The following is a 25,855-nucleotide window of genomic DNA, read 5'->3' on the forward strand; positions in this document are numbered from 1 at the left end:
AAGTGTGTCCGTGTAACCCGAAAAGCCCTGAGGAACGTTGATTCTAGTCGCGCCGCCGCGTGTGCGCACGGACGGCGCCTCGCCGCACGCCGCCTGCGATCGGCCGGCCCTGCGGTTCGTACTGATCCGATATCGTTAGCGTTTATGTCACAATAAGATTTGTGCACTGCGGTAAACTTGAGTTTCACGTACGGTGAACCAGACTGCATCACCACGGACACGATTCACACGGCATGACCGGCGACGTGCCACAACACGCCGACGGCCACTGGCGAACCTGGATCCAGGCAAATGACAATGAAAGAAAAGCACTACCTCAGCCCGCTGCTCGAACCGAAATCGGTCGGGGTCATCGGTGCCAGCGAGCGCGAAAATTCTATCGGCCACGTGGTCGTGCGCAACATGCTCGACGCCGGCTTCCGCGGGCGCCTGTTCGCGGTCAACCCCAGGCACGAATCCGTGCTCGGCGTGCCGTGCCACAAGTCCGTCGAAGACGTGCCGCACCGCCTCGACCTGGCCGTCATCGCCGTGCCGGCGGAGAAGGTCCTCACCGTAGTCGAAAGCTGCGGCCGCGCCGGGGTCAAGGCGATCATCATCCTGTCCGCCGGCTTTTCGGAAAGCGGCCCGCGCGGCGCCACCCTCGAGCGCCACGTCGTCGAGGCCGCACGCCGCTACCGCATCCGCCTGCTGGGCCCCAACTGCCTCGGCATCATGCGTCCCGAGCTCGGCCTGAACGCGACCTTCGCGCATGTCAGCGCACTGAAGGGCACGATCGGCCTGATCTCGCAGTCCGGCGCGCTCGTCACCTCCATCCTCGACTGGGCCAAGCCGAACAACATCGGCTTCTCCACCGTCGTCTCGCTCGGCTCCTCGAGCGACATCGACTTCGGCGAAATCCTGGAATTCATGATCTCGGACCCGCGCACCGAGAGCATCATCATGTACGTCGAAGGCATCCGTGACGCACGCCGCTTCATGAGTGCGCTGCGTGGCGCCGCGCGGGTCAAGCCCGTGCTGCTGATCAAGGTCGGCCGCCATCCGCAGGGCGCCCGCGCGATCCGCTCGCACTCCGGCTCGATGAGCGGCGACGACACTGTGTTCGACGCCGCCCTGCGCCGCGCCGGCGTGATCCGCCTGTACAACATGGGCCAGCTCTTCGCCGCCGCCAACGCACTGTTCTCGCACTTCCGCCCACGCGGCAACCGCCTCGCGATCATCACCAACGGCGGCGGACCGGGCGTCATGGCGGTCGACCGTGCTGCCGACCTCGGAATCCCGCTCTCGGAGTTCTCCGACGGGACGATGGAAAAGCTCAACACGATCCTGCCCCACGGCTGGTCGCGCGCCAATCCCATCGACATGCTCGGCGATGCCGATGTGGATCGCTACACGAAGACGCTGCAGGCCGTCCTGGAAGGCCCGAACGTCGACGGCGTGCTCGTCATGCTCACGCCCCAGGCGATCACCGACCCCACTGCGGTCGCCGAGGCCATCGTCGAAATCGAAAAGACGGCGGACAAGCCGGTCGTCACCTGCTGGATGGGCGACGACCTCGTGCGCGACGGCCGCAAGGTCTTCGAAGCCGCAGGAATTCCCACCTTCCGCACGCCCGAACCGGCCGTAGAACTCTTCAGCCACCTGTCCGCGTACTACCGCAACCAGAAGCTGTTGATGCAGACACCGGCCTCGCTGTCGCATCTGAAGCCGCCGAGCATCGAAAGTGCCCGCCTCGTCATCGAGACCGCGCTGGCCGAGCGCCGCAAGGTGCTCAACGAGATGGAATCCAAGGCGCTGCTCGCGGCCTTCCGCATCCCCATCGCGCAGACCGTCGTGGCCCGCTCCGCGACCGAGGCAATGGTGCTGGCCGAAGAGATCGGCCTGCCCGTCGTCATGAAGATCGACTCGCCGTCGATCATCCACAAGGCCGACTCGGGCGGCGTGCGCCTGAATCTCGGCAGCCTTGCCGCGGTACGCACCGCCTACCAGGAAATCCTCGAGGACGTCCGCCGCAACAAGCCCGACGCCGCCATCAACGGCGTCGCCATCGAGCCGATGATCATGAAGCGCAACGGCCGCGAACTGGTCGTCGGCGTGCGCCGCGACCCCGTCTTCGGACCGGTGATCACCTTCGGCGAAGGCGGCAACCGCGTCGAAGCCAACAAGGATCTCGCAGTCGCGCTGCCGCCGCTGAACAACTACCTCGTGCACGACCTCATCAAGTCGTCGCGGGTTGCCAGCCTGCTGGGCGAATTCCGCACCATGCCGCCCGTTGACATGGAGGCGCTGGAATTCGTGCTGCTACGCGTGTCGGAAATGGTCTGCGAACTGCCGTGGATCACGACGCTGGAGATCAACCCCCTCATCGTCGACGAACACGGCGCCGTCGCCGTCGACGCGCGCGTCACGGTCGAGAACATCTCGCCGTCGGTGGACCGCTATGCCCATATGGCGATCCACCCCTACCCCTCGCAGCTCACCAGCACCTGGACGCAGCCCGACGGCACCGTCGTCACGATCCGCCCGATCAAGCCCGAAGACGCCGAGCTCGAAGTCGAGTTCGTGCGCAAGCTCTCGTCGGAGTCCAAGTACTACCGCTTCATGAACACGATGCGCGAACTGCCGCCCGCGATGGTCGCGCGCCTGACGCAGATCGACTACGACCGCGAAATGGCCTTCCTCGCGACGATTCCGGGCGAAGGCGATGTGACCGAGGTCGAGGTCGGCGTGTGCCGCTATGCAGTCAATCCCGACGGCGAATCCTGCGAGTTCGCGGTCGTCGTCGCGGACGACTGGCAGCACCGCGGCCTCGCGCGCAAGCTCATGGGCGTGCTCATCGAGACCGCGCGCAACAAGGGCCTGCTGTACATGAACGGCGTATTCCTGGCCAACAACGAGCGCATGCTCAAGTTCGTGCAGGGCCTTGGCTTCGTGCTTTCGAGCGACCCCGAGGACAGCACCGTCAAGCTCGGCGTGCTCGCGCTGCAGGACTGAACGCCAGCAATGCCAGCCACCATCGAAACCATCGACTTCCACGGCCAGCCGGCGCTCGCGCTCGCCACCCAGGCGGGCTCCCGCGCCGTCGTGTCGCTGTTCGGCGCCCAGATCCTGTCGTGGATCCCTGCCGGCAGCGAGGAACGCCTCTATCTCAGCCCCGCCGCCGTCTATGACGGCAGCACGGCAATCCGCGGCGGCATCCCTGTGTGCTTTCCGCAGTTCGCAGGACTCGGCAAGCTCCCGAAGCACGGCATCGTGCGCACCCGCCCTTGGGTCGTCAACGAGCAACGCACCGGTGACGACTACGCACTCGTCACGCTGCGCTTCACCGAGACCGACGAGACCTGGGCGATCTGGCCGCAGAACTTCGTCGCCGAACTGACCGTGGTCGTCGACGGCGAGCGCCTCGACGTTGAATTCGAAGTCGAGAACACCGGCCACGCCCCCTTCGCCTTCACCGCGGCACTGCACACCTACCTGCGCGTGCGCGAAGTCGAGAACGCACGCCTCGAAGGCCTCTACGGCCACGACTACCGCGACTCCGCCGACCAAGACCGCGTCAAGCGCGACTCCGGCGACGTCCTCGTGGTCGAGGACGAGACCGACCGCATCTATCACGACGTGAAGCGCCCGCTGCTGCTGCGCGACGGCGGCCGCAGCTTGGGCATCAACGCAGACGGTTTCCCCGACGTCGTCGTGTGGAACCCCTGGGAAGAGCGCTGCACCGCGCTCGCCGACATCCCCGCCAACGGCTTCCGCCACATGCTGTGCGTCGAGGCCGCCGCCGCGCGCCGGCGCATCGAGCTCGACGCCGGCGAAAGCTGGGTCGGACGCCAGAGCCTGATCGCGCTCTGACGCGATACTCCCTGCAACCGGGCGGCGCTTGCACAGGCAAGCCCGCCTGTTGCACCATCGCCCCCCTCTCTCCCGACAAACGGCGCTGCCCGCGCACGCGCCCGCCAGAATCCATGCTTCCCCCGATCGAACATCGCCTCGCCGCAGAACTCGCCGCCCAGCCCCGCCAGGTCGTCGCCGCCATCCAGCTCCTCGACGAAGGCGCCACCGTGCCCTTCATCGCCCGCTACCGCAAGGAAGTCACTGGCGGCCTCGACGACACGCAGCTGCGCAACCTCGAAGAACGCCTCGGCTACCTGCGCGAGCTCGAGGATCGCCGCGCCGCCGTGATCGCGTCGATCACCGAACAGGGCAAGATGACCGACGCGCTGGCCGCTGAGATCGCCTCCGCCGAAACCAAGCAGCGCCTCGAAGACCTCTACCTCCCATACAAGCAGAAGCGCCGCACCAAGGCGCAGATCGCCCGCGAGGCCGGCATCGAGCCGCTCGCGCTGGCCCTGCTGGACGACCCCACCCTGGTCCCCGAGGCCGAAGCGGAACGCTATTTCAATGCGGAAGCGGGCTTCGCCGACATCAAGAGCGTGCTCGACGGCGCGCGGCAGATTCTCATCGAGCGCTTCGCCGAAGACGCCGAACTGCTCGGCACGCTGCGCACCTGGCTGCAGGAAAACGGCCAGGTCAGCTCGACCGTCATCGAAGGCAAGGAAACCGAGGGGGCGAAGTTCCGCGACTGGTTCGACTTCCGCGAACCCGTCGCCACCATGCCCTCGCATCGCGCGCTGGCGCTGCTACGCGGCCGTAACGAAGGCATGCTGCGCCTCGCGCTCACCGTCGACCAGCCCGACCCGGACGCGCCTCACCCCTGCGAAGGCCGCATCGCCGCACGCTTCGGCATCCGCGACCAGGGCCGTCCGGCCGACCGCTGGCTGCGCGACAGCGTGCGCTGGGCGTGGAGCGTCAAGATCTCGCTACACCTCGAACTCGAACTGATGAACGAACTGCGCGAGCGTGCCGAAGAGGAAGCGATCCGCGTGTTCGCACGCAACCTCAAGGCTCTGCTGCTCGCCGCCCCGGCCGGCGCACGCTGCACGATGGGCCTCGACCCCGGCATCCGCACCGGCGTGAAGATCGCGATCATCGACCGCACCGGCAAGCTCGTCGATACCGCGACGATCTACCCCTTCGAGCCGCGCCGCGACCGCGAAGGCTCGCTCGCGACGCTGGCCGCCTTGGCGAAAAAGCACGCGGTAGACCTGGTTGCCATCGGCAACGGCACCGCCTCGCGCGAAACCGACAAGCTCGTCGCGGACCTGATGGAAGCGCTGCCGCAACTACGCCTGACCCGGGTCACGGTGTCCGAAGCCGGCGCGTCCGTGTATTCCGCGTCCGAGCTCGCCGCACGCGAATTCCCGGATCTCGACGTGTCCCTGCGCGGCGCGGTATCGATCGCCCGCCGCCTGCAGGATCCGCTCGCCGAACTCGTCAAGATCGACCCCAAGTCGATCGGCGTCGGCCAGTACCAGCACGACGTCAACCAGTCGCGCCTCGCGAAGAGCCTGGATGCCGTCGTCGAGGACTGCGTGAACGCCGTCGGTGTTGACGTAAACACCGCCTCGGCGGCGCTCCTCGCGCGCATCTCCGGCCTCAACGCCACGCTCGCCGGCAACATCGTCGAGCACCGCGACGCCAACGGCCCCTTCCCGAGCCGCGACGCGCTGAAGAAGGTGCCGCGCCTCGGCCCCAAGACCTTCGAACAGGCCGCCGGCTTCCTGCGCATCCCCAACGGCGACAACCCGCTTGACGCCTCCTCGGTGCACCCGGAAGCCTATCCGGTGGTCCAGCGCATTCTCGCCAAGGTCAGCAAGAACGTGCGCGAACTGATGGGCAACGCGAGCTTCCTGAAGACGCTGCGCCCGGTCGAATTCACCGACGACCGCTTCGGCCTGCCGACCGTGCAGGACATCCTCGCCGAGCTCGAGAAACCCGGCCGCGACCCGCGCCCGGAATTCCGCACCGCCTCGTTCCGCGATGGCGTCGAGACACTCAAGGATCTCGCCCCGGGGATGATGCTCGAAGGCGTCGTGACGAACGTCACCAACTTTGGCGCCTTCGTCGACATCGGCGTCCATCAGGACGGCCTCGTGCATATCTCCGCGCTGTCCGAGCGCTTCGTGAAGGATCCGCACAGCGTCGTGAAGGCCGGCCAGGTCGTCAAGGTGAAGGTGCTGGAAGTCGACCTCCCGCGCAACCGCATCGCGCTGACGATGCGCATGAGCGACGAACCGACCGCAGCCCGCCCGACCGGCGGCGCGCGCGACAACGCACCGCGTGGCCGCAGCGACGCTCCGCGCCAGGACCGCAGCACGCCGCGCGGCGCGGCGCGCGGCAACGACCGCCCCGCCGCCGCCGGCGCGATGGCCGACGCGCTGGCGCGCGCGCTGCGCAAGTAAGCGCCGCCCCAACGACAGCATGACGATGAACACGACGATCTACGGCATCAAGAACTGCGATACGATGAAGAAGGCCTTTGCCTGGCTCGACGCACAGGGCATCGCCTACACTTTCCACGATTACCGCAAATCCGGCATCTCCCCCGATACGCTCGCACGCTGGTGCGACCGACTCGGCTGGGAGACCCTGGTCAACACGCGCGGCACCACCTGGCGCAAACTCGATCCCGCGCAGCAGACCATCGCCTGTGCCGCAGACGCCATCGCACTGATGGCCGCGCACACCAGCGTCATCCGCCGGCCGGTAATCGAGACCGCATCGGGCGACACCATCGCCGGATTCGACCCCGAACGCCTCGTGGCGCTATTCGCCCGGGAAGGAGCCCAACCATGAAGGACCACAAGAGCTACGTGCGCCGATTCCTGCTCGAAGACCTCGACATCCGCGGCGCGGTCGTGCGCCTCGACGACGTCTGGCAGGCGCTGCAGAAGGGCCGCGACTACCCGCGCAACGTCGGCACCCTGCTCGGCGAGATGAGCGCCGTGTCCGCGCTGATCTCCGCCAACCTCAAGCAGGCGGGCCGGCTCACCTTCCAGGTGCAGGGCCACGGCCCGGTGCGCCTGCTCGTCATCGACTGCAACGAGGCCCTGAACCTGCGCGGCTTCGCAGCCTTCGACGACCACGTTCCCGAAGGCGACCGCCTGTCGGAACTGGTCGGCGACGGCATCCTGCAGCTCACGCTGGACGTCGAGGGCATGGACCAGCCTTACCAGAGCCTCGTCCCGCTCGAAGGCAACAGCATCGCCGCGGTGTTCGAGCATTACCTGCAGCAGTCCGAACAGCAGCCGGCCGGCCTGTGGCTCGCGTGCAGCAAGGACGCCGCCGCCGCACTGTTCCTGCAGAAGCTGCCCGGCGCGGATGCGCGCGACGAGGACGGGTGGTCGCGCGCGCACCAGTTCGCTCAGACCGTCACGCGCGAGGAACTCCTCGCGCTCGACCCCGAGACCCTGCTCGGCCGTCTGTTCGCCGAGGAAACGGTGCGTCTGTACGACGCGCGCCCTGTGATCCACGATTTTCCGCCCGACCGCGACAAGATCATCGCGATGCTGCGCGCACTCGGCGAAAGCGAAGTCCGCAGCATCTACGCCGAACACGGCGAACTGATCGTGCGCGACGACCTTTCGAACCACGAATACCGCTTCCAGCCCGACGAAATCGACGAATTCTTCGAGTCCGGACCCGGCAGCATCGAGTCGCCCCCGACCCTGCACTGAACCGCCCTGCAAGGCGCTGACGGTGCATGACAGCATGCACCGCGAGAGCCTTGCCCGATTCCCCTGTCGTCAGTAGACTTTAAAGCTTTTCGGCCTCTCCGCACCCATGTCCGCACCCAACGCCGCCCGTTCGATCGAGTTCCGCAACGCGACGCTCGGTGCCACCATCGCGGTCCTGCGCGAAACCGAACCGGCACGGCTTGCCGACGCCCTGCACCTGATGCTCGGCGGCATGCCCGACTTCTTCAACGGCGAAGCGGCCGTGCTGGATTTCTCCGGCGTGAGCTCGCATCCCGAACGCATCGACTGGGTCGGCCTCGCGAGCCTGTTCCGCCGCTACCGGCTGCAACCCGTCGGCGTGCGCAACCTGCCCGAGGCTCTCGCCACGTCGGCGCGTCAGGCAGGCCTGGCGATCCTGGATGGCGCCGAACTGCGTGAGCGCCAGGGCACCGCCGCCCCCGCCCCGCAGGCGCGCCCGGAATCTGCTCCGGCCGCACAGCCCGCACCGCCCCCAGCGGCGGCACCGGCACCCGGCGGGAACACGCTCTACATCGACCGCCCGCTGCGCTCCGGCCAGCAGGTGTATGCCCGCGGCGGCGACCTCGTACTCCTCGCCGGGGTGAGCAACGGCTCCGAAGTCATCGCCGACGGCAGCATCCACTGCTACGGCCCGCTGCGCGGCCGCGCACTGGCCGGCGCCCACGGAAACACCGAGGCCCGCATCGTGACGACCAATTTCGGTCCCGAGCTGGTGTCCATCGCGGGCATCTACCGCACCTTCGAACAGGGCATTCCCGCCTCCGTCGCCGGCCGGCCGGCTCTCGTGCGACTTACGGCCGGCGGCGCCGAACAGAAACTAGACATCGAATCGCTGCAACTCGGCTGAGCGCAGTGCACACTTTCAGGAAGGACATACCGTGACTCGTGTCGTCGTCGTAACTTCGGGCAAGGGTGGCGTGGGCAAGACCACCACCAGCGCCGCCTTTTCCTCCGGCCTGGCCCTGCGGGGCTTCAAGACGGCCGTCATCGACTTCGACGTCGGCCTGCGCAACCTCGACCTGATCATGGGCTGCGAGCGCCGCGTCGTGTATGACCTCATCAACGTCATCAACGGCGACGCCAAGCTCAACCAGGCACTCATCAAGGACAGGCACTGCGACAACCTCTTCGTGCTGCCCGCATCGCAGACGCGCGACAAGGATGCGCTGACCGAGGAAGGCGTCGAGAAGGTCATCCACGACCTCGAGCACATGGGTTTCGACTACATCGTGTGCGACTCCCCCGCCGGCATCGAACGCGGCGCGGTGCTCGCGCTGACCTTCGCCGACGAGGCGATCGTCACGACCAACCCGGAAGTCTCGTCGGTGCGCGACTCCGACCGCATCCTCGGCATCCTGCAGTCCAAATCCCGTCGCGCCGCGGAAGGCAAGGAGCCGGTCAAGGAACACCTGCTCGTCACCCGTTACTCGCCCAAGCGCGTGGACGACGGCGAGATGCTGTCGTACAAGGACGTGCAGGAACTGCTGCGCGTGCCGCTGATCGGCGTGATCCCCGAGTCCGAATCCGTGCTCCAGGCCTCGAACCAGGGCACGCCCGCCATCCACCTGAAGGGCTCCGACGTTTCGGAAGCCTATACCGACGTGGTCGCGCGCTTCCTCGGCGAGACCCGCGAACTGCGCTACGTGAATTACGAAAAGCCGGGTCTCATCAAGCGCCTGTTCGGAGGCAAGTAAGATGTCCTTCCTTGCCCGCCTCTTCGGCGAGAAGAAGAAGACTGCGGAAATCGCCAAGAACCGCCTGTCGCTGCTGATCGCGCACGAGCGCAGCGGCGACACGGCCAAGGTCGATTTCCTGCCCGCACTGCAGCGCGAGCTGATCGAGGTGATCTCGAAGTACGTCGCCGTCAATCCGGACGACATCAAGGTCCATCTCGACAAGCAGGACAACTACGAGGTCCTCGAAGTCAACATCGTCCTGCCCGAACAGGCACGCTGACTCCACGCGCGGCAGACGCCGCACGCAACCGGGCGCGCGACGGCGCCCGGCGGTTCTCCCGCTTATCGTCCCGCGATCAGCGCCTCGGCCGTCAGGCCGACGCGCACGTTGCCCCAGTGGCGCCCGCCGACCATCACCGGCATCGCCAGATCGCACAGGATTTCGCCCGTATCGCGGCGGAACGTCTGCAGCAGCAACGGCTCCGTATTGCGCGCCCCACGGATCTCGGCGGGGCTGTCGAACTTGCGGCAGGTACGGTTGCCCGCGAGATCGGTGTCCCGGCTGCCCGTCAACGGCTTCGAATACTTGAGGTTGTGCGCGGAGAGGTAACCATCGGTGTTCACCGCCACCGCATAGACGCAACCGGGAATCGAGCCCAGACAATCCTCCAGCAACTTCTGGCAGCGACGGCCATACTCCTCGCCCCACGACACCTTGAACTTCGGCGGAAAAGTGTCCGGGATCGGCTGGTAGCGCCGGTCGAACACATCCACACTGCCGTCCCGCATCTCTTCCATCTGGACCTGGATACGGTCGCGGAAGCTGCGCACCTGATCGACCGCGTGATCGAACTCGCCGGCGCCGGTCTTGAAGCGCGACACCAGCTCCTGCACCGACTCGGTCGCGCGCGCGAGCTTCACCGCGCAGTCCTCCGATTCTTCCATGTGCGTCGCCACCGTGCCGGAAAGGTCGTGGATCGCCGTGACGTTCTCATGCACCTGGGCGTTCGTCGCCGACAACTCTTCCATCGCGGTCGCGATCTGCAGCAGCTGCTCGCCGGTCACCTCGAACTCGCCGACCATGTGCCGGAAATGCGTTGCCGAGCGTGTCACCACCTCGCGCGCCTGCAACACATCGGTATTGATGACCTCGTTTTCGGCACGCGTGGTCACCACCCGGCCGATCATGCCGTCGATGTTCCCGGTAATCTCCACCGCGGCCGTGTTGACCCGCTCCGCAAGCTTGCGCACCTCGTCGGCAACGACGGCGAAGCCCCGCCCGGCTTCCCCCGCGCGCGCCGCCTCGATCGCGGCATTGAGGGCCAGCAGATTGGTCTGATCGGCGATCTCGCGAATCAGCGAGGCGATTTTCTTGACGCTTTCCGAGCGCACCGAAAGATCGTCGACGGTCGCGTTGAAGTGGAGCACCTTCTCGCTCACATCGTTGATCTTGCTGGCGATTTCGTGCATTTCACCGAGCGAGTTGCGCGCGATCTCGAGATTTTTGGTCGTCGATGCCGAAATCTGCTGGGTGCTCGCCGACACGCTGTCGATTGCGGAGGTCGACTCGGTACTCGCGCTGAAAACGACTTCGGTCAGCTGCCCCTGCCGGCGGGCGTCCCGCGCCGACTCTTCGACGCACGACCGCACGATCACCGAATCGCGCGCTATGTTCACGCTCATCGTGCGCACGTCACCGATGATCTGCCGCATCTTGTCGGCGAAATGGTTGTACCCGACCGCAAGGTCGCGCAGTTCGTCGTGCGTGACGAGCGGCAGGTTGCGCGAGAAATCGCCCTCGCCGCGCGCGATTTCGTTGAAGATATCCGTAATAAGGCGTACCGGCCGCACGATCAGGTGGCGCAGATAGAGGATCTGTCCGACGCAGACGATCAGCGCGATGCCGGTCAGCCCGAGCATCAGGTACCAGCCTGCATCGAGGGTTGCCATCGCCTGCCCGAGCAATTCGGGCGAAACCCCTCCGGTATCGAGAAGCGTCCGGATATTCGCCTGCTGGCTGCGGTAAATCCCCAGGTAAACAAGATTGATCACGCACAGCAGCAGGAAACTGCACAGCTTCTTCGTGAGCGAGTTCCAGAAGGTTTTCTCTATGGACTCGTAGAGACTCTCGGGCGAGCTCATGGGGGACTCTCCGGCTTATTTTTGTCCAAACATGACAGCCTCTATCGGCCGCAAAAGCGGACACTTTAGGCCAAATGCAAAACCGATGCACCGCGCCGGTGCATTACGCACGATAGCCGGGGCAAGCGTCCCACGCCGTCCGAATTTGCCCGGCATCCCGCGGCATGCCACAATTGCCTTTTTACGCCGCAACCAGCCGATTCGATTCATGAGCGACCAGAACAGCAACCCCGCCACCGCGCCCGACGAGAACCACATCATCGCCGAGCGGCGTGAAAAACTGGCTGCCTGGCGCGCCACCGGCCGCGCCTTCCCGAACGACTTCTCGCGCGAAAACACCGCCGGCAAGCTCGACGAGCTATACGGCGACAAGGAAGCCGAGGCCCTGGACGCCAAACCCGTCGAAGTGCGGGTCGCCGGCCGCGTGATGCTCAAGCGCGTCATGGGCAAGGCCAGCTTCATCACGATCCAGGACCTGTCCGGCCGCATCCAGCTCTACGTCACGCGCGATGCCGTCGGCGAAGAGGTCTATGCCGACTTCAAGCACTGGGACATCGGCGACATCATCGGTGGGGTCGGTACCGTATTCAAGACGCGCACCGGCGAACTGTCGGTGAAGGTGTCGGAAGTGCGCCTGCTCACCAAGAGCCTGCGCCCCCTGCCCGACAAGTTCCACGGCCTCACCGACGTCGAGCAGAAGTACCGCCAGCGCCACGTCGACCTGATCATGAACGAGCAGACGCGCTTCACCTTCGTCGCGCGCAGCCGCATGGTGCAGTCGATCCGCAACTACATGGTCAATCACGGCTTCCTCGAAGTTGAAACGCCGATGATGCACCCCATCCCCGGTGGCGCGGCGGCCAAGCCCTTCACCACCCACCACAACGCGCTGGACATGGAATTGTTCCTGCGCATCGCGCCCGAGCTCTATCTCAAGCGCCTGGTGGTCGGCGGCTTCGAGAAGGTGTTCGAGGTCAACCGCAACTTCCGCAACGAAGGCCTGAGCCCGCGCCACAACCCCGAATTCACGATGATGGAGTTCTATGAGGCGTATGCGGACTACCGCAGCCTGATGAACTTCACCGAAGGCCTGCTGCGCCAGGCCGCGCGCGAGGCGCTCGGCACCGAGGTGTTCGTGTATCAGGGCCGCGAACTCGATCTCTCCAAGCCCTTCGCGCGCCTGACCATCGTCGAGGCGATCCGCAAGTACCACCCGGGCTACACCGTCGAGCAGCTCAACGACGGCGAATGGATGCGCAACAAGCTCAAGGAGCTCAAGGCCGAGCCGCGTGCCGGTGCCGGCCTCGGCACGCTGCAGCTGATGCTGTTCGAAGAGACCACCGAGGCCGAACTGTGGGAGCCGACCTTCATCATCGACTACCCGGCCGAAGTGTCCCCGCTCGCGCGCCGCAATGACGCGAACCCCGAGATCACCGAACGCTTCGAGCTCTTCATCGTCGGCCGCGAGATCGCCAACGGCTTCTCCGAGCTGAACGACCCCGAAGACCAGGCGGCGCGCTTCCTCGATCAGGTCAAGGCGAAGGAAGCCGGCGACGAGGAGGCGATGTTCTTCGACGCCGACTACATCCGCGCGCTCGAATACGGCCTGCCCCCGACCGGCGGCTGCGGCATCGGCATCGACCGCCTCGTCATGCTGCTCACCGACAGCCCCAGCATCCGCGACGTGATCCTCTTCCCGCAGATGCGGATGGAGTGAAATCCAACGCAGGGGCACGCAGACGCCCGGCACCGGAAACCCGCAAGGCAGGACGGCTTGCGGGTTTTTCATTTTGTCTGGGGGCAGCGCTACGCATGCCGCCCCGGAGCTTGCCCTGAAGTATCCACATGGATACAATTGACGCATGTACCTGATCCGCCAGACCGAGACCTTCGTCGAATGGCTGCGCAATCTGCGCGACACGCGCGCCAAGGCACGCATCGCCGCCCGACTGCGCATGGCCGGCGAAGGCAACCTGGGTGACAACAAGAGTGTCAGCAACGGCGTCTCCGAGATGCGGATCGACGTGGGACCAGGCTACCGGCTCTACTACACCCGGCGGGGCGACGTCGTCATCGTGCTCTTGGTCGGTGGCGACAAGTCTTCGCAGGCACGCGACATCGAGCGAGCCCGAAGGATGGCGCAGGAGGTATGAACATGACCGAACGACTGATCGACTTCGACGCGGCCGACTACCTCGACAGTGACGAGGCCATCGCGGAGTACCTGACTGCGATCCTCGAACAGGACGATGGCGATCTGACCCTGAAGGCGCTGGGGGATATCGCCAAGGCGCGCGGCATGGCGGAGATTTCCCGCGCAACCGGCCTCGGGCGCGAAAGTCTCTACAAAGCCTTCCGGCCCGGCGCCCATCCTCGCTTCGACACAGTGATGAAGGTGATGAAGGCTCTTGGCGTGAAGATGACCGCCGTTCCGGTCGAACATGGGTCGCAGCCCGGTTGAGCCGCGCCAGGCGTCCCTGAAGAAGCGCGCATCGCGTCATTCGCCCGCCCCTTCACGCCACCTCCGATGCCCATCGACCCTGCCCGCCTGAACTTCACCGAGGACGGCACGCCCTGCTCAATCGCCTTCGGCGACGTGTATCACTCGCGTGGCGGCGGGCTCGAACAGGCGCGGCATGTGTTCATCGGCGGCAACGGCCTGCCGGAACGCTGGCGGGGGCGCGAGCGCTTCACGATCGCCGAGACCGGCTTCGGCCTCGGGCTCAACTTCCTTGCGACCTGGGCGGCGTGGCGTGAGGACGAGCGGCGCTGCGACCGTCTGCACTTCGTGTCGGTCGAGCGCCATCCCTTCCGCGCCGAGGATCTCGCCGCACTGCATGCCCACTGGCCCGAACTCGCGCCGCTCGCGACGGAGCTGCAGGCACACTGGCCGGTGCTCACGCCGGGTATCCATCGCCTGCATCTCGACGGCGGCCGCGTCATCCTGACGCTGCTGTTCGGAGATGCGCTGGAACTGATTCCCGAACTGCAATGCTGCGCCGACGCCTTCTACCTCGATGGCTTCCCGCCTGCGACGAACCCGGAACTGTGGTCGGCCGAACTGCTCCGCGAGCTGTCGCGCCTGGCCGCACCGGGCGCGACCCTCGCGACCTGGTCGGTGACGGGCGAGGTGCGGCGCACCCTGGGCGAACTCGGCTTCCGCTGCGAGAGGGATAACGGCATCGGCGGCAAGCGCGCGATGCTGCGCGCACAGTTCGGCAACGCCAGCCACGCCGCCGCAGCCGACTCGTCCCGCCATGCGCTCGTGATCGGGGCCGGGCTCGCCGGTAGCAGCATCGCAAACCGCCTCGCCGAGCGCGGCTGGACGGTCGATGTCGTGGACGCGGCCGCGGAGCCCGCACAAGGCGCATCGGGCAACCTCAGCGGCGTGCTGCGCCCGCTACCCAGCCTCGATGACAACCGCCTCGCCCGCATCACCCGCGCCGGCGCCCTGTATGGCCTGCGCCATCTGCAACGCCTGAGCGCCCTCGGCCTGCCCGTGCGCTGGGACGCGTGCGGGGTGCTGCATCTGGCGCGCGACCCGATGCACGAGGAAAAGCAGCGGCGCGTCGTCGAGGCACAACGGGCACCGGAGGACTACCTGAGATTCGTCGAGCGCGACGAAGCGTCGCGCATCGCCGGCTGGCCGCTGCCGCTGGGCGGATGGTGGTTTTCCGGCGGCGGCTGGGTCAATCCGCCCAGCCTGTGCAGGGCGAACCTGGCCGCTTTTCCGGAAGCGATCCGGTGCCACTTCGGCCGCGGGGTCGCCGCGCTGGAATCGGGATCCGGGGGCTGGCGCGCCCTCGACGCGAACGGCGACGTGATCGCCGCGGCGCCCGTGGCAATACTCGCGAATGGCGTCGGCATCCGGCAGTTCCCGCAGGCCGCCGCCCTGCCCGTGCGCAGCGCACGCGGCCAGGTGAGCCATCTCCCCGCGCAGGCGGACAGTGCGCCGCGCGTGGTCGTGTGCCGCCTCGGCTACGTCAGCCCGGCCATCGACGGTGTGCGCTGCGCAGGCGCGACCTTTTCGGTGGACGACGAGGATCCGTCGCTGCGCGTGACCGATCACCGCGAGAATCTCGCCAAGCTCGACTTCATCCTGCCGGGCTTCGCCGCCGGTTTCGATCCGACGCGGCTCGACGGACGGGTGGGCTTCCGCCCCGCGTCGCCGGACCGGTTGCCGATGGTCGGCGCCGTTCCGTCGGTACGCCAAGCCGATCGTGCGAGCCCGCTCGCGTCCATTCCGCGCCACCCCGGCCTCTACGCGGTCGAAGGCTTCGGTGCGCGCGGACTCGTCTGGGCAGCGCTTGCCGCCGAACTGCTCGCGAGCGAACTGGCGGGCGATCCCCTGCCGCTTGAGCGTTCGCTGGTCGAGGCACTCGATCCGGCACGCTACCTGATCCGCCCACCTCGCCGCGCGATGTCGGACGAATAAGGCACGATCCGCACGAAACTTTACGTTACATACTGGTACAGGGTTCCGGGTATAGGTCCGCAATACTCCCACCGGTATGATCGACCGCTTCGAAATCTGGCGTAGACGCCGTTTTCGACCATGCCGTCAGAATGACAACAGAACGTGCCCCGCACGCAAGACGGTCCGTGGCGCACAGGCGCAGTTTGTTCCCGATGTTGAAGACCATACGGTTGGGCCCGGACTGCCGACCGCAAGCGTGTCACGCCCGTATCTTCCGGCTGCGACGAACGAATCGGCAGGAGACCCGATCGAGTGCTTTGGACGAATGCAATTCTTATAAACATTCCCGACCGGCAAACTAGAATGATAATCATCCCCCCGGATTTCGCACCGCCCGGAGGCGCGCACGCGAATGTCTCCGCGCGCGCGGATCGGAGCGTGGTGCCGTGCGTCTTTGTGTCCCCTGCGTCGATTTCCTCGCAGTGAGGTTGTAATGCCCCGGGAGATTCCGGACCCGCCCAATGCCGAAGAGGTTCTGCGCGCAAGCGAGGCTCGCCTGCACGAAGCACAGGCCGTCGGACGCATGGGCGATTGGGAGCTGGATCGTGACACCGGCGCGATGAGCTGGTCGCCGCAACTGTTCCGCCTGTTCGAGCGCTCCAGTGCGCAGGGCACGCCCGACCTCAACGAGGCACTGGGCTATTACTCGCTGGAATCGGTGGAGCACACCCGCGCCGCGTTCTGGGAGGCCATCGACACTGGCACGCGGTGCGAACTCGAGCAATCCGTACTCCTGCCTTCGGGCGCCCAGCGCTTCCACGCGACGACAATCGTCCCCGTCAAGAACCACCTCGGCCACGTCTGCAAGCTCTACGGCACGACGCAGGACATCACCGAGCGCAAGCTCGCGGAACAGGAACTGCGGCGCAAGACCTTCGAGATCGAAGACCTCTATCAGAACGCGCCCTGCGGCTACTACTCGCTCGACGCGGACGGAATGATCATCCGCGTCAACGACACCCTGCTGCGCTGGCTGGGCTATGGACGTGAAGAGATCGTGGGGAACATGCGGGCCTTCGAACTGTTCAGCCCGGCGAGCCGGGCGCTGTTCGGGCAGGTGTTCCGCACGTTCAAGAGGACCGGCGTCCTGCGCAACATGGATATCGAGCTGCTGCGCAAGAATGACTCGTCGATGCCGGTGCTGCTCAGTTCGACGGCCATCCTGGACGCGCAAGGCCGTTTCGTCGCGAGCCGGACGGTGCTTTCCGACAACTCCGACCGCAAACGGCTGGAACTCGAGCGTGCCGCCCATGCGACGCGACTCGCCGAGCTCTCGCGCCACATGGTGGACGTGCAGGAGAACGAGCGCCGCAAGTTCGCCGCGGAACTGCACGACCACACCAGCCCGAATCTGGCGGCACTGCAGCTCACGCTCGCGAACCTGGCGCGCGCACTGCCCGCGCCCGTCCTCACCGAACTCGAACCGCTGCTCGACGACGCGCAGGCCCTGCTGCTCGACACCACCACGGGCATCCGCGACGTTTGCACCAACCTTCGGCCGGCGACGCTGGACTACGCAGGCCTGATTCCGGCCGTGCAGGACTACGCGCAGCAGTTCGGCTTGCGCACGGGCATCGCCGTGCACTTAGATACCACCCACTTCACCATGCAACTGCCTTCCAACGTCCAGTCGCTGCTCTTCCGCATCACCCAGGAGGCACTTACGAACTGCGCGAAGCACGCGCGCGCACAAAACGTCCGCATTCATCTCGAGAATTGCGACAGCCGCCTGCTGATGGCGGTCGCCGACGACGGCATCGGCTTCGATCCCCACCAGCTCGGCGAGTCCGGCACGGCGCCGGGACTGGGTCTGATCACGATGAAGGAACGCGCAGAGTTCGCCGGCGGAAGATTCGCGCTGAAATCCGACCCGCAGCGGGGCACCGAGATCCGGGTCAGCTTCGATCTCCAGGCAGGCGAGTTCCGCAAGCAGCCGCGCGGGGCGAGAATTTCTGCCAATCACGCAAGCGCGGGGTCGGCATGAACAACGCAAAAGTGCATATCGCCCTGGCGGACGATCACCGCATGTTCTTGCATGCGCTGCGGGCGCTGCTGGAGAAGGAGCCCGGAATCGAGGTCGTCGGCGTCGCGGGCACCGGCGACGAACTGCTGGCCCTCGTCGCCGACAAGCCGGTCGACATTGCGTGCGTGGACATCGGCATGCCCGCGATGAACGGGATCGAGACGACCAGGCGCCTGCTGACCCTGCGTCCGAACATCAAGGTCATCGGGGTGTCGGCCTTCTCGGATCGGCAGTTCGTGCTCGATCTGCTCAACGCCGGCGCACGCGGTTACGTCACCAAGGCCGAGGCAGGCGAGGAGCTGTTGCGGGCGATCCACACCGTGCAGCTCGGCAAGACCTATCTCTGCCCCGACGTCGCCGCGACGGTCACGAACGCGCTGCTGGACAACACGCCGCGCGACACCTCGGTGCCGCGCATCACCGCGCGCGAACGCCAGGTGCTGCAGCTGATCGCAGAGGGACACACCTCGGGACGTATCGCCGACCGCCTGCATCTCGCGGCGTCGACGGTCGAGGTGCACCGCCGCAACATCATGCGCAAACTCGACCTGCATAGCGTGGCCGAACTCACCAAGTATGCCATTCGCAACGGCCTCACTACGATATCGGGATAGTGCCTGCAGCGGCGAAAATACCTGCAACCGGGTATCCAAAACACGCAGTTCGATGTATGTCACGGGCGGTGCCCGCAACGTAGCATTCAGCTTCCGCAATGCTTGGCGCCCAGACGACGGAGATCGAAAAGCGCCCACGATCACAAACAGCCGAGGAGCGCTTGACGTGAACAACTATGTATCCAACCAGAAACTGGCGAAAGCCGCGAGCGGCAACATCGAAGCCTTCCAGTCCCTCGCCGACACCATCCTGAACGCGACGGAACGCCTGCTGGCGCTCAACATCGACGCCGCACGCAATGCCTGCGCATACGCGTCCGTGACGGCCGCTCCGCTGGTCGAGGGCGATCTGCGCGAGCAGTTCTCGTCCCGCCTCGCTACCCAGAACAAGTCGATGGAACAGGCGGCCGACTACTTCCGCAACGTGAGCGAGCTGTTCATCCAGACCCAGGGCGAGATCGCTGCCTTCGGCACCCGCCAGTTCGATGAAGCCGCGCACGGCCTGGGCGAGTTCGTGGAGCACTTCGCGCACACCGCGCCCGCCGGTACCAGCGATTTCGTCAATGCGGTCAAGACCGCGATGAGCAACGCCAGCGCCGCCTACGAGAGCTTCGTGAAGACCACCCGCGACGTGACCGAGACCAATCTGGCCGCCGCCAGCAACGCGCTGCAGCCCATCCTGACGGCGCAGGCGAGCAACACGAAGGGCCGCAAGGCTGCATGACCCTGCGCAGGCGCCCCGGTGCGCCTGCAGCGGAATCGACACCAGGGGGCCGCCGGCCCCCTTTTTCATGGGTGGCGTCCGCCCGCGCCCTCAGCCCCGGGACGAACCGCGCGCCCCTTCGAGCTTCAGCAGCTCGATGCGGAAGGTCGGCTCGTACGGCGGGACGTTGCATTCGACGACGTCCGGGGGAGCGACCTGCAGGCGGATCCCCACGACATCCGCGTGAATCGGCAGGCGCGTGACGCAGCGGTCCGCGAGCGTGACGACAATGATCCGCTGCGGCTGTTTCTGCGCCAGCCACGCCACCGCGCGCAGCATCGAATTGCCGGTGTACAGCACGTCATCGACGACGACGACGGTGTAGCCCTTCAGTTCCAGCGCGCGCTGTGCCTCGTTCTCGTCCAGACGGGTTTCGGGGTGCAGCAGCGTCAGGTCGTCTTCGTAACGCTTGATCCTGAGATCCAGACGCAGCGGCGCCGGCATGCCGTGATGACGCTGCAGGGCTGCGACGAGCCGGTCCGCGAGGGGGGCACCACGACGCAGGATGCCGACGACCGCGACGGGATCGGCGCGGTCCAGGCGCGTGGCGAGCCCTTGCGCCATTTCCGCGAGAACCAGTTCAAGCTGGGTCTCGTCGTACAGGCAGGTCCGCAATCCACGTGGGCGTTCCATGGGCGTCTCCGGGCAGGCCCGCGTATGCCGCAGGCGGTGCAAGTACTATAACGCCGCTCGCACGGTGCTGCGCACCGTCATCGCCGCGTGCCGAAAGCTCGACCTTTTTGCTTGACGTCCAACGGTTTTACTTCCATTCTGCAAGCATTCCGTGACACTTCCGCAGGATCCGCATGAAGACCCTCGACAGCAGGACGGCGCTGGCGCTTCTCGCCGGCTGCCTCGCCTCGGCCCAGGTCGGCAAGGTGCCTCCCGCACTCGCCGAAATCAGGGATCAGCTCGGAGTGGGCCTCGTTCACGCGGGCTGGATCGCAACGGCGATCAATGCCGCAGCCGCTACGCTTGGCGTGCTCGTCGGGCTGGCGCTCGCGCGCATCGGGGCGCAGCGCGGACTTCTGGCGGGGCTGCTGCTCCTGGGGCTGGGCTCGGCGCTCGGCGCAGCGGCCGCCGACGGCCTGGCGCTGATCGCCGCGCGGGCGTGCGAAGGCGCCGGCTTCGTGCTGCTTGTCGTCGCGGCCCCTTCGCTGCTGGCCACCGCGGCGGCCGACAACCCTGCGCGGCGGAGGCGGCTGCTGACGCTGTGGAGCTGCTACATGCCGGCCGGGATGGGGCTGATGATGGCGGTCGCGCCGTACATCCTCGAACACCACGGCTGGCGCGGCCTGTGGTCGGCGAATGCGCTGGCGATCGCAGCGTGCCTGCTGGTCGCGCTGTCCGTCCTCCGCGGGGGGGAACGGGCAAGCGGCCCGCGTCCGGTACCTGTGGCGATGTTCACGCGCGCGCGCCTCGCTCAGCCGGCGCCCTGGCTGATGGGGGTGTGTTTCGGCTGCTATGCGGCAATCTGGTTCATGATCGCGACTTGGCTGCCCTCGTTCGCCGTCGAGCACATGGGCTACACGCGGGACGGCGCGACCTGGCTCACGGCCCTTGCCGTGGGCGGCAACATCCTCGGCAACCTGACGACCGATTTCTGGCTGGCGCGGGGCGCTCCGCGGTGGGCGCTGCTCGCCGGCGTCATGATCATGATGGGCGCATTCGGCTGGTTCGTGTTCACGTCCGGCTACGATCCCGTGTTGCGCTCGGTGGCGGCGGTGTTCGTCTGCAGCGCCGGGGGGGTGCTGCCGGCCGCAACGATGGGGGGGATTCCGCTGGTCGCGCGTACCCCGGCCGACATCGCGATCGCCAACGGCATCCTGATGCAGTGCGCGAACGTCGGCACCTTCGTGGGGGTTCCGGCCATCGCGGCGCTGGCGACCGCGCTCGGCGGCTGGGACGGCGGCCGCTGGCTGATCCCCGTGCTCGCAGCCATCGGCGTGCTGGCGGCGTGGGCGTTTCGCAGGGTCGAGCTGCGCCCTGCGGCGGATGCGGTCAGGGAGTCGCCGACGGGAATGCTGGCCGAGCAGCGCTGAGGGCCGACACTACGCCGGATCTCGGCAATCGACGGCTTCGCGGCATCCGAAGCCGGCCGAATTGTCGATGAAGTACAGGCTATCGGGCTCGAAACGGTACCAACGCACCTTGGCCAGCGCCTTCGCGATGAAGGCGGGCGCCTGGGCGATCTTGCCGACCACCGGATACTTGTCGCCGTAGAGCGCGCGCGCGCGCGTTTCCTCGGCGCCGCTGATTTCAAGCGCCCGCCCTTCGGCTTGGATGCCCTTGATCTCGGGCCAGTCCGCACAGTCTTCCTGGATGGTGATCGCGATGCGGCCGTCGTGGGCGATGTTGCGGCTGTGGCGCGTGGTCGGCGCGGAAAGGAAATACAGCCGGAAGCCGTCGTGCACATAGAACACGGTCGCGGCCCAGACGCCCTCCTCGCCATGCGAGGCGATGGTCATCGAATGGTGCGCCTTCAGGTAGTCGAGCACCTTTTCGCGCAATGCGCTCATCTCATGTCGTCCCCGCTGCGGCACCGGGAGCCGCGTGGCGTGACGCGGCCTCCTCCTGCAGGCGCTTGAGGCGATAGGCGAGCTGGGGACGGGTCAGGCCGAGCATGCGGGCCGCCGACGACAGATTGCCGCGCGCCTTGTCCATCGCGGCCTCGAGCAGCATCGCCTCGACCTCGTCGAGCGTCATCGCGCCGTCGCACACGGCATCGCATAGCGCACGGCCGACGTTGGGGCCGTTGATATCGAGCTTGCCGTCGGAATCGAGGCCCAGTTCCTGCACCTCGTCCTCGCTGCGCGACAGGAACAGGTGCTCGATCTCGACGCGGCCACCGTGGGGCGCGAGGATCACGCCGCGCTCGATGGTGTTCTGCAGTTCGCGGATGTTGCCGGGCCACGCATAGCCGACGAGCGCCTTCTTGGCCTTGTCGGTGAAGCCGAGCAGCTTCTTGCCGTTGATCGCGGCGTACTTCTCGAGGAAGTGCCTGGCCAGCGGGGAGATGTCGTCGCGCCGTTCGCGCAGCGCCGGGATGTTGATCTGGAAGGCGTTGAGGCGGTAGTAGAGGTCGGCACGGAAGCGCCCTTCCTTGACCAGCTGCGCGAGGCCGGCGTTGGTCGCGGCGACGAGGCGGACGTTGATCTTGCGCACCTTGTCGTCGCCGAGACGCTCGACTTCGCCTTCCTGCAGCACGCGCAGCAGCTTGCTCTGCGCGGTGAGCGGCAGGTCGCCGATCTCGTCGAGGAACAGGGTGCCGCCGTCGGCGCGTTCGAAGCGGCCCGGACGGGACACCTGTGCGCCGGTGTAGGCCCCCTTCTCGACGCCGAAGAGCTCCGATTCGACCAGGTCGTGGGGGATCGCGGCGCAGTTGATGGCGACGAGGGGCTTGTCGCGGCGGTTGCTCATCTCGTGCAGCGCGCGGGCGAAGAGTTCCTTGCCGACGCCGGTTTCGCCCAGCAAAAGCACCGTGATCTGGCCACTCGCAGCCTGCTTCAGAAGGTCCAGCGCCTGACGGAAATCGGGCGAATTCCCGATCATGTCGGCAGGGAGGTTTTCCTTTTCGGCAATCGTCGAGCGCAGTTGCACGACCTGGGTCTGCAGGTCGATGAGCTGGTCCACGATGGGATCGGGCGCAAAGTAGCGCATGTGCTCGTCGGCGTCTTCCCATTCCTCGATGGGTTTGCCGACGATGCGGCAGGAGTCGTCACCCATGCCGGCGCATTCGACCTCCTTGAACAGGATCCTGCGTCCCATGAACGCGGACGAGTAGCCGCAGGCGTAGCCGATCTGTGTCCAGCACACGGGCTCGTTGTGGATGCCGAACTGGCGGCGGTGCGACTGTCCTTCCCACGAGTTGATCCACCGGAATTCGCAGTGGAATTTCCCGGCGGCGCGATCGACCTCGACGCGGATCGGGATCACGCCGACGATGCCTTCGAGCGAGTGGAGCTGCGGGCCCGTCATGAAGGCATCGGCCTCGCTCAACTCGGGCATGCGCGTGCGCACGAGTTCGGCATCACGCATGCCCGAGGCGTAGCCCATGCGCAGCAGCAGGCCGCGCGCCCGGTTCATCCCCAGCGTATCGATCAGCTCCTTGCGCAGCGAGGACTGGGCCTCGGCATGGACCAGCAGCATGCGGTGTTCGTGCAGCCAGATCTGGCCGGTGTCGGCGCAGAAATGGACGCGCGAGCGCAGGTCGTCTGCCGCCGCTCGCGACTTGGAATGGGCCCTGGTCATTGCCTGGTCCTCATGGGTTGTCTCCTCCTCGATCGCTCGTTCTACGCGTCGTCCCCCCGTGATGTATTGACTCAAATCAAACGATTTGAAGTCGTGCTTTTTGTTTGCAATCCGAGACACCCGGGAGGCACTTCACCAAATGATCAATGAGCCCCGAAACACCCGCCGAAAGCTCATCAAATGATCAAGTGCGGACCTTGCACACGGCGCCCGATCCCTCACCCGGCAAGGGATTTAACGGCCCCGGAAAGATTTTTTTCCGCAGTTGCGTCATGTGCCCGGCGGCTTGCAGCGCACCCGATGCGCCTCGGTGATCACCTGGATGGCATGCGTTCTTACTGCACCGCGACATGAGCTGCTGGCACAGCGGTTGCGATGGCTGTCCGGCAACCGGCCGCGAAACGGGTCCGGCGAAACCCAAAAACTAGACAAGCACGAGGGGACACACATGAAGTTTCCTGTTCCGCACGATGTGAAGGGCAAGACGATCCCGGGGACCGAAGGCTGGGAGCGGATGTACCCGTACCAGTACCAGTTCGTCACCGACGATCCGCAGCGCAACCAGTACGAGAAGGAGACGTTCTGGTTCTACGACGGCCTGCATTACCCGGAGCCGCTCTACCCCTTCGACACGATCTGGGACGAGGCCTGGTACCTCGCGCTGTCGCAGTTCAACAACCGCATCTTCCAGGTGCCGCCGGTGCGCGGTGTCGACCACCGGATCATCAACGGCTACGTCTATATCTCGCCGGTGCCGGTGAAGGATCCCGAGGAGATCGGCAAGCGCGTGCCCAACTTCATGGAGCGCGCCGGCTACTACTACAAGAACTGGGACGAGCTGGAAGCGAAGTGGAAGGTGAAGATGGAGGCCACGATCGCCGAGCTCGAGGCGCTGCAGATCCCGCGCCTGCCGGAGATCGAGGATCTGCGCGTGGTGACGGACGGCGTCGGCGAATCGACTGCCTATCACCTGATCAAGAACTACGACGACCTGATCAACCTCGGCATCAAGTGCTGGCAGTACCACTTCGAGTTCCTGAACCTGGGCTATGCGGCCTACGTGTTCTTCATGGACTTCACGCAGAAGCTGTTCCCGAGCATTCCGTTGCAGCGCGTCACGCAGATGATCTCGGGCATCGACGTGATCATGTACAAGTCCGACGACGAGCTGAAGGAACTGGCGAAGAAGGCCGTCGCGCTGGAAGTCGATGACATCGTGACCGGCCATCGCGAATGGACGGACGTGAAGGCGGCGCTGCAGGGCCGCCGCCACGGCGACGAGTGGCTGGCGGCGTTCGAGAAGGCACGTTATCCGTGGTTCAACATCTCGTCCGGCACCGGCTGGTTCCACACCGACCGTAGCTGGAACGACAACCTCAACATCCCGCTCGACGGCATCCAGACCTACATCTCGAAGCTGCGCACGGGCGTGACGATCGACCGGCCGATGGAGGCCGTGCGCGCCGAGCGCGACCGCGTCACCGCCGAGTACCGCGACCTGATCGACAACGATGAGGATCGCAAGCAGTTCGACGAGCTGCTGGGCTGCGCCCGCACGGTGTTCCCCTACGTGGAGAACCACCTGTTCTACGTGGAGCATTGGTTCCACTCGGTGTTCTGGAACAAGATGCGCGACGTCGCGGCCGTCCTGCAGGAGCATGGCCTCATCGCCGAGATCGAGGACGTGTGGTACCTGCGCCGCGACGAGATCAAGCAGGCGCTGTGGGACATCGTCACGGCCTGGGCAACGGGCGTGACCCCGCGCGGCACGGCAACGTGGCCAGCGGAGATCGAATGGCGCAAGGGCGTGATGCAGAAGTTCCGCGAGTGGGCGCCGCCGCCGGCGATCGGCATCGCGCCTGAAGTGATCCAGGAGCCCTTCACGATCGTGCTGTGGGGCGTGACCAACAGCTCCCTCTCCGCCTGGGCCTCGGTGCAGGACGTGGCGGATCCCGACACCATCACCGAGATGAAGGGCTTCCCCGCCAGCGCGGGCATCGTCGAGGGCAAGGCGCGGGTGTGCCGCAGCGCGGAGGAGATCCGCGACCTGCAGGAAGGTGAAATCCTCGTCGCCCCGACCACCTCCCCGTCCTGGGCGCCCGCCTTCGCCAAGATCAAGGCCTGCATCACCGACGTCGGCGGCGTCATGAGCCACGCGGCGATCGTATGCCGCGAGTACGGCATGCCGGCGGTCGTCGGCACGGGCCATTCCACACGGGTGATCAAGACCGGCATGACGCTGCGCGTCGATGGCTCGACCGGCCTCGTGACCATCGTCCAGTGAAGGGGTATCCAG

The 25,855-nt window shown here is 66.2% G+C and carries 21 protein-coding genes; 17 read left to right on the plus strand and 4 right to left on the minus strand.

The annotated features are described in order from the left end of the window. The first annotated feature begins 297 nt into the window (after nt 1–297). From AzCIB_RS13175 to minE, 8 genes are all read left to right on the plus strand, one after another. A complete protein-coding gene (locus AzCIB_RS13175) occupies nt 298–2,991 on the plus strand; it encodes a bifunctional acetate--CoA ligase family protein/GNAT family N-acetyltransferase (protein WP_050416312.1) in 2,694 nt (897 codons plus the stop codon). A gap of 9 nt (nt 2,992–3,000) precedes the next feature. Beyond that, nucleotides 3,001–3,849 (plus strand): D-hexose-6-phosphate mutarotase, encoded by an 849-nt coding sequence (locus AzCIB_RS13180; protein ID WP_050416313.1) that lies wholly within the window; start codon nt 3,001–3,003, stop codon nt 3,847–3,849. Between the two features lie 113 nt (nt 3,850–3,962). Next, nucleotides 3,963–6,299 (plus strand): Tex family protein, encoded by a 2,337-nt coding sequence (locus AzCIB_RS13185; protein WP_050416314.1) that lies wholly within the window; start codon nt 3,963–3,965, stop codon nt 6,297–6,299. A 25-nt stretch (nt 6,300–6,324) separates the two neighbouring features. Then, the gene (locus tag AzCIB_RS13190; RefSeq protein ID WP_050418367.1) at nt 6,325–6,693 is read left to right on the plus strand and encodes an ArsC family reductase; all 369 of its coding nucleotides are present in this window, start codon (nt 6,325–6,327) and stop codon (nt 6,691–6,693) included. Beyond that, nucleotides 6,690–7,574 (plus strand): Hsp33 family molecular chaperone HslO, encoded by an 885-nt coding sequence (gene hslO / locus AzCIB_RS13195; protein ID WP_050416315.1) that lies wholly within the window; start codon nt 6,690–6,692, stop codon nt 7,572–7,574. The genes AzCIB_RS13190 and hslO overlap by 4 nt, the downstream gene beginning before the upstream one ends. A gap of 106 nt (nt 7,575–7,680) precedes the next feature. Then, nucleotides 7,681–8,460 carry a septum site-determining protein MinC gene (minC, locus tag AzCIB_RS13200; RefSeq protein ID WP_050416316.1) on the plus strand — a complete coding sequence of 260 codons (780 nt, stop codon included), beginning with the start codon at nt 7,681–7,683 and terminating at the stop codon, nt 8,458–8,460. A 31-nt stretch (nt 8,461–8,491) separates the two neighbouring features. Beyond that, nucleotides 8,492–9,307 carry a septum site-determining protein MinD gene (minD, locus tag AzCIB_RS13205; protein ID WP_050416317.1) on the plus strand — a complete coding sequence of 272 codons (816 nt, stop codon included), beginning with the start codon at nt 8,492–8,494 and terminating at the stop codon, nt 9,305–9,307. Nucleotide 9,308: 1 nt separating this feature from the next. After that, entirely contained in the window at nt 9,309–9,569 is a 261-nt protein-coding gene (gene minE, locus AzCIB_RS13210; protein ID WP_050416318.1) for a cell division topological specificity factor MinE, read from the plus strand. A gap of 62 nt (nt 9,570–9,631) precedes the next feature. On the opposite strand, the gene AzCIB_RS13215 is transcribed toward minE, so the two are convergent. Further along, nucleotides 9,632–11,431 carry a methyl-accepting chemotaxis protein gene (locus tag AzCIB_RS13215; protein ID WP_050416319.1) on the minus strand — a complete coding sequence of 600 codons (1,800 nt, stop codon included), beginning with the start codon at nt 11,429–11,431 and terminating at the stop codon, nt 9,632–9,634. A gap of 208 nt (nt 11,432–11,639) precedes the next feature. On the opposite strand from AzCIB_RS13215, the gene lysS reads away from it, so the two are divergent. The 7 genes from lysS to AzCIB_RS13250 all read left to right on the plus strand — a co-directional run bounded on the left by lysS (nt 11,640) and on the right by AzCIB_RS13250 (nt 19,269). Next, nucleotides 11,640–13,148 (plus strand): lysine--tRNA ligase, encoded by a 1,509-nt coding sequence (lysS, locus tag AzCIB_RS13220; protein WP_050416320.1) that lies wholly within the window; start codon nt 11,640–11,642, stop codon nt 13,146–13,148. 145 nt (nt 13,149–13,293) lie between these two features. After that, on the plus strand, nt 13,294–13,584 hold the full coding sequence (locus AzCIB_RS13225; protein WP_050416321.1) for a type II toxin-antitoxin system RelE/ParE family toxin: 291 nt from the start codon (nt 13,294–13,296) through the stop codon (nt 13,582–13,584). Further along, nucleotides 13,581–13,892 (plus strand): addiction module antidote protein, encoded by a 312-nt coding sequence (locus AzCIB_RS13230; protein WP_198149532.1) that lies wholly within the window; start codon nt 13,581–13,583, stop codon nt 13,890–13,892. Before AzCIB_RS13225 ends, AzCIB_RS13230 begins: the two co-directional genes overlap by 4 nt. 66 nt (nt 13,893–13,958) lie before the next feature. Then, nucleotides 13,959–15,866: a bifunctional tRNA (5-methylaminomethyl-2-thiouridine)(34)-methyltransferase MnmC2/FAD-dependent 5-carboxymethylaminomethyl-2-thiouridine(34) oxidoreductase MnmC1 gene (gene mnmC / locus AzCIB_RS13235; protein ID WP_050416323.1), complete on the plus strand. Its 1,908-nt coding sequence runs from the start codon at nt 13,959–13,961 to the stop codon at nt 15,864–15,866. 475 nt (nt 15,867–16,341) lie between these two features. Beyond that, nucleotides 16,342–17,892: a PAS domain-containing sensor histidine kinase gene (locus tag AzCIB_RS13240; RefSeq protein WP_050416324.1), complete on the plus strand. Its 1,551-nt coding sequence runs from the start codon at nt 16,342–16,344 to the stop codon at nt 17,890–17,892. Next, on the plus strand, nt 17,889–18,545 hold the full coding sequence (locus AzCIB_RS13245; RefSeq protein WP_050416325.1) for a response regulator: 657 nt from the start codon (nt 17,889–17,891) through the stop codon (nt 18,543–18,545). The genes AzCIB_RS13240 and AzCIB_RS13245 overlap by 4 nt, the downstream gene beginning before the upstream one ends. Nucleotides 18,546–18,711: 166 nt before the next feature. Then, nucleotides 18,712–19,269 (plus strand): phasin family protein, encoded by a 558-nt coding sequence (locus AzCIB_RS13250; RefSeq protein ID WP_050416326.1) that lies wholly within the window; start codon nt 18,712–18,714, stop codon nt 19,267–19,269. 90 nt (nt 19,270–19,359) lie between these two features. Here AzCIB_RS13250 and AzCIB_RS13255 read toward each other — a convergent pair whose 3' ends face one another. Beyond that, nucleotides 19,360–19,941, minus strand: coding sequence for a phosphoribosyltransferase family protein (locus tag AzCIB_RS13255; protein WP_050416327.1), 582 nt, complete (start codon nt 19,939–19,941; stop codon nt 19,360–19,362). A gap of 173 nt (nt 19,942–20,114) precedes the next feature. On the opposite strand from AzCIB_RS13255, the gene AzCIB_RS13260 reads away from it, so the two are divergent. Next, complete coding sequence (locus AzCIB_RS13260; protein ID WP_050416328.1) at nt 20,115–21,350, plus strand: MFS transporter; 1,236 nt, start codon at nt 20,115–20,117, stop codon at nt 21,348–21,350. 9 nt (nt 21,351–21,359) lie between these two features. Here AzCIB_RS13260 and AzCIB_RS13265 read toward each other — a convergent pair whose 3' ends face one another. Further along, on the minus strand, nt 21,360–21,827 hold the full coding sequence (locus AzCIB_RS13265; RefSeq protein ID WP_050416329.1) for a pyridoxamine 5'-phosphate oxidase family protein: 468 nt from the start codon (nt 21,825–21,827) through the stop codon (nt 21,360–21,362). Nucleotide 21,828: 1 nt separating this feature from the next. Beyond that, on the minus strand, nt 21,829–23,559 hold the full coding sequence (locus AzCIB_RS13270; protein WP_050416330.1) for a sigma-54-dependent Fis family transcriptional regulator: 1,731 nt from the start codon (nt 23,557–23,559) through the stop codon (nt 21,829–21,831). A 448-nt stretch (nt 23,560–24,007) separates the two neighbouring features. On the opposite strand from AzCIB_RS13270, the gene AzCIB_RS13275 reads away from it, so the two are divergent. Then, on the plus strand, nt 24,008–25,843 hold the full coding sequence (locus tag AzCIB_RS13275) for a PEP-utilizing enzyme (protein ID WP_050416331.1): 1,836 nt from the start codon (nt 24,008–24,010) through the stop codon (nt 25,841–25,843). Nucleotides 25,844–25,855: the final 12 nt, after the last annotated feature.

The sequence above is a fragment of the Azoarcus sp. CIB genome, assembly GCF_001190925.1.
Classification (GTDB): Bacteria; Pseudomonadota; Gammaproteobacteria; order Burkholderiales; family Rhodocyclaceae; genus Aromatoleum.